The sequence below is a fragment of the Pyrobaculum sp. genome, assembly GCF_049971835.1.
Taxonomy (GTDB): Archaea; Thermoproteota; Thermoprotei; order Thermoproteales; family Thermoproteaceae; genus Pyrobaculum.
Genome location: NZ_JBMFKV010000044.1, coordinates 1 through 13316, shown reverse-complemented (window position 1 = coordinate 13316; position 13316 = coordinate 1). Strand labels below are relative to the sequence as shown.

The 13316-nt window shown below is 59.4% G+C and carries 17 protein-coding genes; 6 read left to right on the top strand and 11 right to left on the bottom strand.

The annotated features are described in order from the left end of the window. A partial coding sequence (locus ACP5J3_RS05625; protein ID WP_428494775.1) for a chorismate synthase occupies nt 1–393 on the top strand: 393 nt, incomplete at its 5' end. A gap of 56 nt (nt 394–449) precedes the next feature. Here ACP5J3_RS05625 and ACP5J3_RS05620 read toward each other — a convergent pair. Together ACP5J3_RS05620 and ACP5J3_RS05615 are read right to left on the bottom strand one after the other, a co-directional pair. After that, nucleotides 450–926, bottom strand: a complete 477-nt coding sequence (locus tag ACP5J3_RS05620; protein WP_428494774.1) for a hypothetical protein — start codon at nt 924–926, stop codon at nt 450–452. Between the two features lies 1 nt (nt 927). Beyond that, on the bottom strand, nt 928–1398 hold the full coding sequence (locus ACP5J3_RS05615; protein ID WP_263246767.1) for a hypothetical protein: 471 nt from the start codon (nt 1396–1398) through the stop codon (nt 928–930). A gap of 116 nt (nt 1399–1514) precedes the next feature. On the opposite strand from ACP5J3_RS05615, the gene ACP5J3_RS05610 reads away from it, so the two are divergent. After that, the gene (locus tag ACP5J3_RS05610) at nt 1515–2861 is read left to right on the top strand and encodes a transposase (RefSeq protein WP_428494773.1); all 1347 of its coding nucleotides are present in this window, start codon (nt 1515–1517) and stop codon (nt 2859–2861) included. 132 nt (nt 2862–2993) lie between these two features. Here the strand turns inward: ACP5J3_RS05610 and ACP5J3_RS05605 are convergent, their stop codons facing one another. The 4 genes from ACP5J3_RS05605 to ACP5J3_RS05590 are packed head-to-tail and all read right to left on the bottom strand — an operon-like array spanning nt 2994 to nt 5277. Next, the gene (locus tag ACP5J3_RS05605) at nt 2994–3743 is read right to left on the bottom strand and encodes a hypothetical protein (protein ID WP_428494772.1); all 750 of its coding nucleotides are present in this window, start codon (nt 3741–3743) and stop codon (nt 2994–2996) included. Further along, complete coding sequence (locus tag ACP5J3_RS05600) at nt 3740–4405, bottom strand: 16S rRNA methyltransferase (RefSeq protein WP_428494771.1); 666 nt, start codon at nt 4403–4405, stop codon at nt 3740–3742. Before ACP5J3_RS05600 ends, ACP5J3_RS05605 begins: the two co-directional genes overlap by 4 nt. After that, nucleotides 4402–4671, bottom strand: coding sequence for a DNA-directed RNA polymerase subunit L (locus ACP5J3_RS05595; RefSeq protein WP_428494770.1), 270 nt, complete (start codon nt 4669–4671; stop codon nt 4402–4404). Before ACP5J3_RS05595 ends, ACP5J3_RS05600 begins: the two co-directional genes overlap by 4 nt. 18 nt (nt 4672–4689) lie before the next feature. Then, complete coding sequence (locus ACP5J3_RS05590; protein ID WP_428494769.1) at nt 4690–5277, bottom strand: DUF2067 domain-containing protein; 588 nt, start codon at nt 5275–5277, stop codon at nt 4690–4692. 54 nt (nt 5278–5331) lie between these two features. On the opposite strand from ACP5J3_RS05590, the gene ACP5J3_RS05585 reads away from it, so the two are divergent. Together ACP5J3_RS05585 and ACP5J3_RS05580 are read left to right on the top strand one after the other, a co-directional pair. Then, nucleotides 5332–5868, top strand: coding sequence for an exosome complex RNA-binding protein Csl4 (locus ACP5J3_RS05585; RefSeq protein ID WP_428494768.1), 537 nt, complete (start codon nt 5332–5334; stop codon nt 5866–5868). A gap of 30 nt (nt 5869–5898) precedes the next feature. Next, entirely contained in the window at nt 5899–6258 is a 360-nt protein-coding gene (locus ACP5J3_RS05580; RefSeq protein WP_428494767.1) for a hypothetical protein, read from the top strand. A gap of 79 nt (nt 6259–6337) precedes the next feature. Here the strand turns inward: ACP5J3_RS05580 and ACP5J3_RS05575 are convergent, their stop codons facing one another. From ACP5J3_RS05575 to rpl3p, 3 genes are read right to left on the bottom strand one after another with little or no spacing between them, the layout of a single operon-like run. After that, the gene (locus ACP5J3_RS05575; RefSeq protein ID WP_428494766.1) at nt 6338–6583 is read right to left on the bottom strand and encodes a 50S ribosomal protein L23; all 246 of its coding nucleotides are present in this window, start codon (nt 6581–6583) and stop codon (nt 6338–6340) included. After that, a complete protein-coding gene (rpl4p, locus tag ACP5J3_RS05570) occupies nt 6580–7428 on the bottom strand; it encodes a 50S ribosomal protein L4 (RefSeq protein ID WP_428494765.1) in 849 nt (282 codons plus the stop codon). The genes ACP5J3_RS05575 and rpl4p overlap by 4 nt, the downstream gene beginning before the upstream one ends. A gap of 22 nt (nt 7429–7450) precedes the next feature. Beyond that, entirely contained in the window at nt 7451–8467 is a 1017-nt protein-coding gene (rpl3p, locus tag ACP5J3_RS05565) for a 50S ribosomal protein L3 (RefSeq protein WP_428494764.1), read from the bottom strand. 74 nt (nt 8468–8541) lie between these two features. Here rpl3p and ACP5J3_RS05560 point away from each other — a divergent pair, with 74 nt between their 5' ends. Together ACP5J3_RS05560 and malA are read left to right on the top strand one after the other, a co-directional pair. After that, nucleotides 8542–8859 (top strand): DUF2175 domain-containing protein, encoded by a 318-nt coding sequence (locus ACP5J3_RS05560; RefSeq protein ID WP_428494776.1) that lies wholly within the window; start codon nt 8542–8544, stop codon nt 8857–8859. 321 nt (nt 8860–9180) lie between these two features. Further along, nucleotides 9181–11259 (top strand): alpha-glucosidase MalA, encoded by a 2079-nt coding sequence (malA, locus tag ACP5J3_RS05555; RefSeq protein ID WP_428494763.1) that lies wholly within the window; start codon nt 9181–9183, stop codon nt 11257–11259. Here malA and ACP5J3_RS05550 read toward each other — a convergent pair. Together ACP5J3_RS05550 and ACP5J3_RS05545 are read right to left on the bottom strand one after the other, a co-directional pair. Continuing rightward, entirely contained in the window at nt 11220–12035 is an 816-nt protein-coding gene (locus ACP5J3_RS05550) for a shikimate kinase (protein ID WP_428494762.1), read from the bottom strand. The genes malA and ACP5J3_RS05550 overlap by 40 nt on opposite strands. A gap of 26 nt (nt 12036–12061) precedes the next feature. Continuing rightward, complete coding sequence (locus ACP5J3_RS05545) at nt 12062–13045, bottom strand: pyridoxal phosphate-dependent aminotransferase (protein WP_428494761.1); 984 nt, start codon at nt 13043–13045, stop codon at nt 12062–12064. Nucleotides 13046–13316: the final 271 nt, after the last annotated feature.

Sequence of the window (13316 nt, the reverse complement as noted above, 5' to 3'; positions counted from 1 at the left end):
CCCGCGGTGGTGGCGCTGGACTGGGGCGCCGGCAGGCCGCTGGCCAGGATGAGGGGAAGCGAGGCCAACGACCCCATAATAGTTAAGGAGGGAAGACTCGCGCTAGAGAGTAATAAAGTAGGTGGCGTTCTCGGCGGCGTAACAGTCGGCGAGCCTATATACTTTAGAGTTTGGTTTAAGCCAACTCCGTCAGTGCGAAAACCTCAGAGGACTGTGGACTTGGCCAAGATGGAGCCGACGATTTTAGAATTTAAGGGGAGATACGACGTCTCGGTGGTGCCAAAGGCCTTAGTAGCTCTTGAAGCAATGACCGCTATTACGCTGGCCGACCACGCGCTTAGGGCAGGCCTCGTGAGGAGAGACAAGCCGCTTAGAGATCCCATTGCGCGGTAAAACCCAAGTACTCTAGAGTTGGGAGCAACTAGGGACGTTGGCTTGAGATCCGCCCCTTATGTTCTTCTGTTTCTTAATCTCTTTATTTCATCTAATGACTCTACTATATCAAAAGATCTCTTACTAACAATATTAACTAATTGATCCCTATTTTCCAACATTACTCTATCTGATGTTATAAAATATCTACACTCGCTGTCCGACATGGCAGACGCAAGTATGAAAACATCACTTGGCCCCATCCATTGAAGCCATCCCCTCAGGCTATCTACATACTGACAGAAATCGTCAAAATTCTCCCTCTTTATAATATATAGCTCTATATCGCCGCTTTCTATATAGGAAATCACATCATCTAGCACTACTCGCTTCTCCCTTCTTCTTGATGCTACGGCGCTAAGCTCCGCCAAGACGTAAGGAGAAATACGTATTTTAAACCTCCCACTTTTCACCAAATGGCTCGAAACCAATCTATTGAGTATATCTCCTTCAACTATCGTGCTTGTATCCAGGTGTATGTACTGAAGCGCCACACTACCCTAGCCCCAGATCTTTGAGAACTTGAAGCGCGGCGACTATATCCTCATCGTCAACCCAGGGTTTTATCCTGCGGGTAAGGCCCTTCGCCTCTTCGAGATTTCCCTTAACGGCGGCTAGCTCAGCCAACGTGGCGGCCACCTCCAGCGTGCGGAGATCGATCTCGCCGAGGTATTCAAGCAATCCGTCGAGCTTCTGGCATTCGGCACACTCCTCTGCGACGCGGCTGATGTACTCGTCGCCCTTCCTGGCGAGCCACATGTAGTCGTCTGCCAGCTGCGTGGAGTAGGGCCCGTGGAGGTACAAGTCAAAGACGTAGCCCCTCATAAGCCCAAGCCTCTGGAGGAAATAGACGGCCTTCTGCACTAAAACCCTGGTTTCAAACCCCCTATCGCCCGGATCCAATAGGTCCTGCGCCCTAATTCCCAATCGGTAGATGACGTAGGCCACGTTTTTTACCTCATCCACGGTGGTATAAGAGATAACAGGTATATATTCCTTATAGAGTCGACTGAAAACCTCGCCATTCAAGGCGGGGTAAAGCTTTTAGCTGGCTTCAATTTGGACAGCTGGTTAGGCGTTCTGTGGCCGTTCCGCTTCTGCTGGACGGCAACCAGCTTATGGACTACCTGGAGCTAGAAGGAGCATACAGAAAGGTTAAGCAACTTGTGGTGGACTACCTGGTGCGGAGCTACGGCGGGAAGAGGGCCAGCTACTTCAAGGTGTGGCACGAGGTGAAGGACCTCGTGAGGCAGACTGGCCTCCCCTTCGCCTACCAGCAACAGGCGGTTAAAGACGCCGTAGAGACCTACAACTCGTGGGCTGAAACAGAGGGAAAGCCCCCCGTGGTTAAGCGCGTAGCGCCGTACTCAGACGAGAGGACGTGGCACTTCGGCTCTCCCACAGCGGTATCGATAAGGCTCATGTCCGGCAGACACATCGTGGAGCTCTGGCCGCACAAGAGGTTTTGGAGGTTTGAGTGGATGGTGATGACAAGAAGGGCCCAGAGATCGTCCACCATTAGGCTCAAGCGAGTGAAGAACAAGGTGTACGCCATATTCACCTACGAAGTGGAGCCAGAGAGGCCTAAAGAGCCAGCCGCCGTTATCGCCTTTGACGTCAATGAGAACACTGTGGTCGCGGCTAGAGTCGATTTGAAGGCTTCGGCCGATGTGGTGGCTAGGTGGAACGGAGAGTGGATGTCTCCGCCCATCTCGATTATGGTGTTTAGGACCGACTTCGGCAGGCTGGCCAGGCGCTACGGCGCGATCAGAAGGAGGTGGGCGGAGGAGCTCTCCGTGGAGATAATCGGAAAGAGGCTTTCCGGCACCCACACGAGGGAGTACAGAAAGCGCGTCAAGAAGCTGAAAGAAAGGGACAGGAAGCGGGATAGGGTGAACAAGGTCGCCCACGAGCTGACTAAGGAGCCGGCGTTTCTAGTGACTGAGAATATTGGTAAAAAGCCGCAGGAAGGGATGATTGAGGACAAGGGGAGCCCCCAGTTAAGGCACAGGATAAAGCAGACGCCTATCAAAACTGTGGTGGAGAAGACGAGGGATAAAGCCGCGGAGCGCGGCTTGAGGTTTGTGGTGGTGTCTTCGTACAGGAACTCCAAAACATGTCCCATACACGGCGCTGAGATGTCCTTTCCCCTCGGCCCCAAGATAGGCCTCTGCCCGCACAACCACTGGGTGCACAGGGATGTGGCCTCGGTGTTGAACATGCTGATGAGGACTGTGGAGAAGCTGGAGCCTGTGTGCGCAGAGGCAGTCAAGAGGGCGCTGTCAGCTGTAGACGAAAAGACGCTGGAGGAGTGGTCTCAGTATGTACTGGAGGCTGAGAGAGCTGTCAGAGCCCAACGGCCCGACGTGCTGGCCCGGGCCAGCCCCATGACCCCCACTCAGACGGGCGGGGGAAGAGGGCACCTGTGAGCCGCCCCCAGCCGGGTGGCGGGGAGGAGGCCAGACGCCCAGTAAGAGGCGTCTCTCAGCACTGAGGAATCCGCAGAACCGCCGAGAGACATGGATAGTATCTTCACGCTGGTCTTGACAGACTCGGCTGTGTCAGGTCATTAACTCGTTTATGATTGCAGATACGCGTTTTTGGACCTTCTTGGAGACGCCGATGTTTCTGGCGGTGTCGAGGACCTCCGCCCCTATCCTCAGCTGTAGATCCAGCTCGTTGAAGTACTGCGGGGCCTGTCTAATGGTGAGTCTGCCCTCCCACTGGATTAGGTGGAGGGCTTGGAGGATCTCTACAAAGTTTATCCTGCCTATGGGGTTGAAGGGCGGGAGGCGGGGCCCCCTCTCCCCCCTCCTGTTGGAGAGGTAGATCTCTCTTATGTAGCCGCTGAGGGCGATTAGGGAGGTGTATATCTCCTTGACGCCGCGGGCCTTCACGGGGTCGTACACTATCCTAGCGGCGGTGGTCCTCACCTGGCGGGCAACCGTCTCGACGTCTCTAATCCTCGTCATCGGCGGCGTTCCATATATCCAGTTGATCTCCACGCCGTACCCCACGGCCCTGTCGTAGAATCTGGCGATGTCTTCGAGGGAGGGGGGCGGCGGGATAACCAGCCTCTTGACCTCCAGCGCGTCTGCGAGCATTACGTACCAGTCTAGCTCCTCTATGGACACCGGCGGCAGAACCAGCGCCTCTGGCTGCGCCTCCTCCAGCTCCACCGCAACGGTTATAGGGGAGCGGGAGGTGTCCAGCGGCCCTGTGTCTAGGACGAGGGGGGCGCCCCGCTCGCCTACCAGCCTCAAGAACTCCCTCCACCTCCCCCGCCGCTTTAGATACACCTGGAACCTCATACCAACCCAGCCGCCGCCTCAGCCGCCGCAACCGCTCTGCAGACCACCTGAGCCGCGTCTAGACTCTCCTCCCCGAGGCTGTATCTAGCCGCGGCCCTCTCCAACAGCCATCTGTTTTCAAAATCGCCGTGTGGGAAGCCGCCGACCACCACGACAGAGTTTAGCACATCGGCGCCTATTTCGTAGAGGGGCTTCCTCGAGCCGGATTCGTGAAACACAACCCACCTACCCCCCAACTCGCCTAGGAGGTCCCCCAGCCCCTCTCTGCGGAGCTCCATAAGCGGCTCGCCCCGCGGGGGCACCCTCCCGAGGGCGTATAGCTGCTCCACGAGCGAGACGAAGTTGTTGTAGTTCTTGGGGATGCGGGCTCTGGGGTCCACAGCTATTACGTAGCCGTCGTGTGTGTGTATATACGCCCTCCCCATGCCCCTCCTCGTGTGGAGGCTGTACTGGAACATCAGCAGAACTTGGTGGACTATGTCGGGCCTCCCCCTCCTCTCGGCGTCGACTAGCCCCGACATGGCGGGGTGGTGCCTCGTCCTGTCTAGCAACATCTCGCCGGGCCTCTTCCCCCTCCGCCTGGCGTCTGCCAGCACCGCCGGGTGCCGCCAGATCTCCCTCGGCACGAGCTCAAGGGCAGACTCGGCCAAGACCAGGATCACGAAAAGAAGCTCTTCTCCAGCTCCTCTAGGTCGGACAGTATCGCATTTACCGCCCTCTGCACAGCGTCTAGCGGGTTGCCCCTCCTCATCTTTATTTTGAAGTATACGTTTTCCTGCAGGGGGTGGTCTACGTCGAACTGCACGTACTCCACGTCGGGGTCGTTTGAGAGGTACTCCACGAGGGGGGAGAATAGGGTGTACGTGTCCCCCCTGGCCTTGATCTCTAGGTAGCGGTCATCTAGCTTCAGGATTTCGATCTGCAACACGCCTCAAACCACCTAGACTTATTTAAATTTTGATAGAAGCATACGCCTAGCCTCCTCCAGTCTGTACCTCAAGCTGATGACCCCGCCTCTGTTCAAAAGCCCCCCGCTTATCAGCTCCTCCACGGCCTTCTCCACCGGTAGACCTTTCGCGAAGGCGTAGACCACGGCCACCTTCTTGGCCTGGGGGGTGAGCGGTAGCTTCTCGGCCTCTTCATACAGCTTGGATAGCTTTTCAGCTGTGGAGAGCACCTCCTCGTAGCTGGCGGTTGTTATTAGGACGTCTCCCCGGACTGTGGAGGGGCGCCCCGTCGCAGATAGGGCGTCTGCAACTGCGTCGGGGGGCACAGGCCTCGCCAACTCCGCGTCTCTGAACAACACGAGAAGGGGGATTTGGAGGGGGCGCCGGGCGCCCTTGGCGAGGCCCGCCAAGCTCTTCACCACGGCGGCGGCGTCTTTAAGCTCCCTGGCGTCGCCCTCCAGCTGGATGTAGACGTGTGTAAGGCGCGTGTTCACTAGGTAAGGCGTCTTCACGTGCCTCTCCAGTAGTGTGAGGAAGTGCTCCACCTCCTCTCTTGTTCGGAATTTGAAAGACAGAGTTAGGTACACCGACGCCCCACGGGGCTGGGGTTAAAAATTTAAAGAAGCTGATGAAGACAAGCCGTGAGGAAGATAATAGTGACGCCGGGCGAGCTGGTGGCATACGCCGAGGAGTTCGAGACGAAGGGCGCGGTGTACGCCGTCGACTACCGGTACATAGCCGCGGCGCTGGGGGTCGCGGCGTACGACGAGAAGACCCACACGGCCGTTGTAAAGCCGGTGAGGCCGCCCGCGATTCCGCAGACGGGCTCCGTAGTCTACTGCCAGGTCACCGGCGAGGGGAGGAGGGCCTACCAGTTGAGATGCTTCGCAGTTGAGGAGGGCAGGGGGCCCTCTGAGCTGAAATATATAGTATCCGGCGTCTTGCCGCACTTCTTCTCAGACGGCGAGGTGGGCATAGGAGACTACATAAGAGGGAGGGTTGTGTCGACCTACGGGCCTCCCATCGTCGTCTCTATAAGAGGCCCCACCTACGGCGTGGTGCTGTCCCGCTGCCCCAAGTGCGGATCTGTGCTGAGGAGGAGGGGCTCCGCGCTGTACTGCCCCAACTGCGGGGTGGAGGTTAAGAGGAAGATAGCAATAGGGCACTATTCCACGTAACTTTTATAAAAACACTAAACTATCGGGTTAGTGGAGTCTATTTTAAAAGAGCTCAAGCAGTACTGGGGCCAGTTTACCTCCACAGACATTGCAAAGGCCTTCAACGCCGAGCTGGAGAAGTTCGAAAAGTGGCTAAGAGAGGTGGGCGTGAAGCTCTTCTCGATAAGGGCGAGAGAGGCGGCTGAGAGGGGCAACCCAGTCGCCAGAGACTACCCCGAGCACTACGTCAAGGGGCTCGTGAGGAGGGGGCAGGCCAAGATTTTGGTAAATATGTTCGCCGCCTACCTAGTCCACAACGGGTTAACGACACAGTACTGGCTAATACGCAATAAATATGTAGCAGGCGGCGAGTCTATAGCCACGTGGCTCAGACTCCTCAGAAAAATATAATAGAGGGCAGGAGGGAGATAGATGTGATGCAGGTCTTTAGTTCGGATTGGTGAAGAGGAACCCACGAACTGATTAAAGGTTACAACACGCCGAGTCTGCTGAGGAGATCCATTGCGTTGTGCTCTTTGGTTAGCTTTACGTAGGCCTTCTTCTCGCCCTGGGGCGTTATCACAGTGTTGACCTTCTCTACGTCGACGCCGTAGAGCCTCTTCACCTCATCTGCTATCTGCTTCTTGGTGGCGTCCCTCTCAACGACTAGGGTAATTTTGTTCTCCTTCTCGGCGAGGCGCAGCGCCTTCTCTGTCACGACCAGCCTCCTAATCATAAGAACAACCCGCCGAGTTTTTCTACAGCCGGGACAGTCCAGAGGGTCAGCCTCCCCGGGACGCCTCCGGGCGCGAGGACCAGCATGTTTAGGTTATTTACAGCGACGGCGTCTACGCCTGGGAAATTCCTCACCGCAGCCGCCAGAGGCGCCTTCGCGTCTGAGACCACTACCAACACGCTCTTGGGCTCCTTGTACCGCCTCCCCCTCATCTTGCCCTTGCCAGATCTAATCTTTACCCCCTCCGCGGCCCTTTCGACGTCTAGCCACAGCCCCAGCGCCTGTAACAACTTCCTCGCCTCCCTCGCCCTGCCTATCTTCTCCACGTCTCCCGTAACCACGACCGGAAGCGCAGGCACCTTGTCAACTACGTGGCCCCTCGCCGCCACCCACGACCTGTATCCCGTGGCCGCGATGGCCGACCTAATAGCCAAGTTCTTCTCCTTCTTGTTAATCTCCTCGTGGAGCTTCTTCTCCACCCTAGGCGGGTGGGCCCTCCTGCCGCCTCTGGTGTTGGGGGCAAAACAGCCCCTGGGCCAGAGAGAGCCCTTGTACCGCGGAATTCTGGCAATCCCAAGCCCCACGCCGAACGACTCACAGCTGTGCTCCTTGCCGGCGCCTTCGTACACGCCCTTTGGCTGGAACCGCGCGCTCAGAGCGCTTAGATACGCCCTCCTGATTAAATCCGGCCGAACCGGCTCTAGGAAGTGTATGGGGGCGTCTATATCCGCCACGTAGGCCCCGTCCGGGCCGTATACCTTCAGCTTGCGCACGGGCCCCTCCGGCAATGGCTGTAGATAGGGGCTGAGATCCAGCAACTTAAACTTAAGCAACACCTCGTTCATCACTGCGCCTGTTGCGCCCCGTTTATAAACTTTGTGAACTTACCCAAACCACCTGCGGCTCCGCGGCGGGCGGCGCTTTGCGAGGCGGCCTCACGGGGTATCTAAGCACCACCAGCCTCTTCCTCGCCCCGGGGACACTGCCCTGCACGAGGATGTACGGCCCCTTCACCACTCCGTAGTGGAGGAAGCCGGACTTCGGCGTAATCTCGGCACCGTTCTCGCCGATTTTCAACAGCCTCTTGTTATACTCAGTCCTCTGGTGGAACCCCATCTGGCCGGGCCTCGGCTGTGTAAACATCAAAGCCGGAGCCTGTGGGCCTATGGTGCCGGTCCTCCTGTGGCCCTTCCTGTGCTTGTGCCAGCGGGGCAGGATGGTGACGCCGAACCTCTTAACGACGCCCTGGTAGCCCTTCCCCTTGGTAACTGCAATCACGTCGACAAGCTGACCCGCCGTAAACACGTCCATGGGCGACACGGTCTTGCCGAGTAGAGAGAGGGCGTACTTTATCCTCTCGTCTACGCTCGGCACTCCCCCAACCGGTATCTCCAACAGCTCGGGGGTCTTCTTGCCGATGCCGGAGAGGTGGGGCTGCGTCGCGACTAGAGCCCTCACGTCCACCGCCACGTCTCTAAACTCCTCCAGCTTCTTCATCTGCTTCTCCACATCCACCTTCTCCGGCAGTGTCAAAACCCTCTGGAGGTACTTCGGCAACTCGGCCGACCAGGCCTCGGCCACGGCGCGCCGGTAGCCGTTAGCCGGGTCGAGGGTGTAGAGCCTCACCCCCCAGACGTACAGCGGCGGGGCGTCCAGCACAGTAACCGCCCTCACCACCTCCTTGCCGTAGAGCGGGCTGGTGGGCCTGTCGTCCACCACCACTGCGTGAAGCATCCCGGCTTTATACGCCGCGAACCCCAGCAGCGTGGGCTTGCCCAGATTTACATCTGGCCAGGTGCGCACCCTGGGTACGATGTCCGCGGCGCGCTTCCTCGGGTACACCCCCATCGAGCCGCGGCGCGGCCTATTAATCTTAAGACCCATAGCGCCCCGCAACGGCCTAGTTTATAAACTTTCAAACTCCGCCAATCTATAAATACGCAATTCGGTGGCGATACATACGCCAGTTAAAGAAGCGGAGATGTGCGGTGTGTGGGGAGGAGGTGGTGGAGGGGCAGGTCTTCACTTTCTACGCCAAGGGCCCCGTCCACTGGGAGTGTCTAGAAAAAGAGCTGTCCAGCAGGCTGTACAAAGACGTCGACGCCGCGGCGTTGCTTAGACTAGACCACTACCTACACGAAGGCATAGTCCTCGCCAAACAGCTAGAATACCTCGCCCAAAACGAAAAAACCAAAGAACGCATAAGAGAAATACGCAAACAGCTAGAGGCGCTAGCCGCCAAGCTGACAAATGAAATCACCACTAGCCAACCCTAGCCCCGTCTTTTTAATGTATCAGCGTCCTCTACAGTCTTTTTAACAAACCCCTCCATCACGTCGGCGAGACTTCGCTACCTGGATTAAGGCCGCTGAGCCGAAGAGCGTGTAGGTTAAGGGCAATCTAGACGTGTAACCCAGCCCCGGGGGCCGCCTAACACCTCCGCGTCGCGGAGAGCCTCTCTAAGCCTATCCCGTTTATACCGCTCAGTATCTATCCGCCACTTCACAGGCGCCACGGTTTTACCAGTCTATTAGACCTTTAATGGCCCGGCGCCCGGCACGGAGGGGTGATTTAAATAGCGCCAATATTCACCACCGGTGTCTCTGCAGGTGGGAAAGAAAAGCGTAAAGCTGGCGCTGGGTAGGCAGATACTTACATTCGATCTACCCCCCGGCGAGCCGCGGCCCCACGCAACCTTCAACGGCAGGTTGCTTAGGGCTTCGTGTTGCGGCGTGGAGACGGAGCTAGTCGTCGAGCAGACACGCGGCGGCGTGGCTATACGGAAGAGGCTGGGAGCCAGGGAGCACGTCTTCGGCCTCGGCACCAGGGCTTATCCGCCTGATAGGAGGAGGGGCCGTTTTGTGCTTTTCAACAACGACCTCTACGGCTACCAGCTGGGGATGGACCCCCTCTACGCCTCAATCCCCCTCCTCGTCTTTGTGGAGGGGGGCAGGGCCTTCGGCGTTGCGGTTAACAGCCCGGCCTACGGCGTCGCCGACGTGGGAGCTACTAGATACGGCGAGGTGGTGGTGGAGGTGGAGGACGCGCCGGAGGTGTACCTCTTCTTCGGGCCAGCCCCCCTTGAGGTGTACGAGACCTACAGCGAGGCGACCGGCAGGCCCTTCCTGCCGCCGAGGTGGGCCATGGGGCTTCACATATCGAGATACTCCTACGAGCCCCAGACGGCCGCCGCCGAGGTGGTGAGGGAGGTGCTAGAGGCGGCGCCTGTAGAGGCGGTGTATCTAGACATCGACTACATGGACCGCTACAAGCAGTTCACCTGGGACCTCAAGAAGTTCCCGGACCCCCGCGGCTTTGTGGAGGAAATGCACGAGCTGGGGGTGAGGGTGGTCGCGATTATAGATCCGTACATCAAGGCGGAGCCCGGCTACAAGCCTTTCGAAAAACTGCTAGACTGCCTACTCGTCACGGAGAACGACGAGATCTTCCTCGCGAGGGGGTGGCCAGGCCTCTCGGCGTTGCCCGACTTCCTAAACCCCCGGTGTAGGGAGGCTTGGGCGGCGCTGGTGGAGGAGTTCGTCGCCAGCTACGGGATAGACGGCGTGTGGCTAGACATGAACGAGCCCACGGTTTTCAACTGCGACGCGCTGGCCACCAGATCCAGGATCTACGCCCTGGCGGGGGCCACGCCGCACCCCCTCACGAGGGAAGAGCTTTACTGCAAGGCGCCCCGCGGCGCCTACCACGTCCTCAACGGAGAGAAGATCCCCCACGAAAAAGTGCGGGGCCTGTACCCCTACTTCGAGGCCGAGGCCACCTACGAGGCGTTGCGGAGGGCTGGGAGGGAGCCCTTCATACTCTCCAGATCGGGCTACCTGGGCATCCAGAAATACGCCGCTTTGTGGACCGGCGACGTGCCCAGCACCTGGGAGGGGCTTAGGCTGACCGTGATGGCGGTGCTCGGCCTCTCGGCCTCCGGAGTCCCCTTCGTGGGGGCCGACGTGGGGGGCTTCGCCGGCGTCGGCGACTACGAGCTGGTGGCTAGGTGGTACCAGGCGGCGGCTCTGTTCCCCCTGTTCCGCGTCCATAGGGACAAGGCCACGCCAGACGCCGAGCTCACCAGGCTACCCGCCAAGTACAGGCAGATGGCTCTGGAGGCGGTGAGGCTGAGGCTGAGGCTCATGCCGTACCTCCGCCACCTCGCATGGACCGCCCACCTACACGGCCACCCCATAGTGAGGCCCCTCGGCTTGGAGTTCCCCGACGACGAAGACGCGTTTAAGATACACGACGAGTACATGGTGGGGCCCCACCTCCTCTACGCCCCCATACTAGACAAGGGGGCGAGGGGGAGGGATGTCTACCTCCCCAGAGGGGCCTGGCTGGAGCTGGAGACCGGGAGAGTCCACCTAGGCCCCAGCTGGATCGCCTCAGAGTCCCAGATGCCTCTCTACATAAGGGCAGGCTCCGCAGTGCCCACCCAGGAGGGCTTGTTGATATATGGAGAGGGGGAGTGGACCATATACACAGACGAAGGCCCCGTGCGCGTAGAGCGCCAGGGCGGCTCGGTGAAAGCTGGATGCAGGTGGCGCGGCATATACATACTGGGGGAGGCGCTGGACGAGGTTGAGGTAGACGGCGTGAGGGCGCGGGGGGCCGCCGCGAGGATCGGCACCTACGTGGAGCAGGGCGACTGCGGTATGTCCACTACATAGACCCTGCCGTATTTAGACAGAGCCTCGGCGAGGCCCTCCGGGTCGTCTGTGATAAAGACGTGGGAGGGCCCGGTGCCCGACACCCCGCCCACGGCCCCCCTCCTCAGCGCCTCTAGCCACGGCTCCGGCGGGTAGCCCAGGGCGTAGCCGTACGCCGCGGCGTTTATCATCATCGCCTCTCTCCACATGCCCAGCCCCGCGTAGGCCACCGCGGTCCTAACCAGAGGCGCCACGGCCCTCATCTCCTCGAGCCTATGCCTCCTCTTCTCGTAAGGCGGTATCAACACCACAGCCCTCCCAGACACCTCCAGCTCTCTAATCACCACGAGCTTGTGGTTGTCGGTGAGGTAGCTCCTCCCCACGGCGCTCGCCACAGCGTCGTCAAAAGCCCCCGTGACGCTTATCCCAGCCCACTTGCTCAACTCGGCGTTCAGCCTAGCCACGTCGAAGAGATCCACCTCGGCCCCGGCCAGCGACGCAACCGCCCTGATAATTGCGTTGACCGTGGCGCTACTAGACTTAAGCCCACCCGCAGTGGGCAAGTCGCCGGTGATCCTGACGGCGAGGGGCCCAGTCCCGAACCTCTCGGCAACCCTCTCCACGATCCTCACCACAGGCCCCACGTCCACGTCGGCGTAGGTAGAGACCGAGGTCCGGTCGGAGCGGCACACCTCAGCCACCACCCTCAGCGATATGGGGAAAGCCGCCCCGTGCCCGGTGGCTATGGCGTTGATCACAGTCCCCCCGCCGTATGCACACGCCACGGCGCACTGCACAAGAGTCGGTACGCACCTCTATAAATCTATCTACACACCTCGTTCAACACAGAGAAGGCCTCCGACAGGGCCCCCTCCCCCTCCACTAGGGCAATCCTCACGTAGCCGCCCCTCCCGTAGAGCTCCCCAGGGAGGACAGAGACGCCTCTGCCCAGCGCCTTCTCGAAACAGCCCTCCCCCGCCTCGGCAAATATGTAAAACGCCCCCCCTGGCTTCACAAACCGGAGCCTCAGCAACCTCGCCGCGAGCTCCGCCCTGCCGCGGTATATCTCGGAGACCTCCCGCCTCCTCCTCGGCAGTATGTCTATCACAGACGCCACAGCCCTCTGGGCGTGGGTCGGGGGGACGTTGATAGTCGCCTTGTTGAAGCGGGCCACCTCCCTAGCCACCTCCCTAGGCGCAACCACCGCCCCCAGCCTAAGACCAGGCACCGAGAAGACCTTAGAAAAGCTGTACACAACAGCCACGTTGGGCGACATGTCGAGGGGGGAGGTGAACTCCGTAAACACAATGTCGCGGTAAATCTCGTCGCTAATCACAAACTCGGCCACGTCCACAAGCTCCCTCACCCTCTCCCTCGGCAACACAACCCCCGTGGGGTTATTAGGGTAGTTCACCACGTACACCCCCCTCTCCGCGAATCTAGGCAACCACCCACCGCCGGACTCCACAAGCCCCAGCCCCAGCCCGAAGACATCCGCAATTTCGAAATAGCCCGGGTAGTAAGGCGACGGCGTCAGGAGCCGCCTCCTGCGGAAAGCCCACATAAGCGCGGCGAGGCCGTGCCTCCCGCCAGCAACCGCCACCACCTCCCCAGGATCCACCCCAAAAACAGAAGCCACAGCCTCTCTAAACTCCGGCAACCCCTCCGGAGGGCCGTAGCGCATATCCCCAACACGCGACAAAGCCTCCAAAAGCTCCCCCGGCGGAGGCACGTCGGGATCCCCAATATCAAGCCTATGACGCGGCCCCGCCTCCCCAATACGCCTAAGAACAGAGGCAAAATCCACAGAAGAGATAAGAAGGGTAATTATACATAGCCACACCCAAAAACACGCCACCGAAAAAGCACGCGGCAAACAGCCAACCACGCCGCAACCACCCGCGGCAATGACACCAGCCCAACGGCAGACACCCGCCACAACAACACCACCAAGCTTTTAAGCCCAAGCCCCCTCAGTAACATGTCCATCGACCTCAAGACGCTTGAGGAGGTGGTGGAGAGGGCTGTCAAGAGGGCGCTGGAGGAGGCCCGTAGCGAGGAGATGAAGGCAGTGGCCG

What these genes read in the sequence shown, in the direction of transcription:
- rpl3p (WP_428494764.1), bottom strand. Translation starts at nt 8,467, where the DNA reads ATGGGTCTTAAGATTAATAGGCCGCGCCGCGGCTCGATGGGGGTGTAC.
- rpl4p (WP_428494765.1), bottom strand. Translation starts at nt 7,428, where the DNA reads ATGAACGAGGTGTTGCTTAAGTTTAAGTTGCTGGATCTCAGCCCCTAT.
- ACP5J3_RS05605 (WP_428494772.1), bottom strand. Translation starts at nt 3,743, where the DNA reads ATGAGGTTCCAGGTGTATCTAAAGCGGCGGGGGAGGTGGAGGGAGTTC.
- ACP5J3_RS05575 (WP_428494766.1), bottom strand. Translation starts at nt 6,583, where the DNA reads ATGATTAGGAGGCTGGTCGTGACAGAGAAGGCGCTGCGCCTCGCCGAG.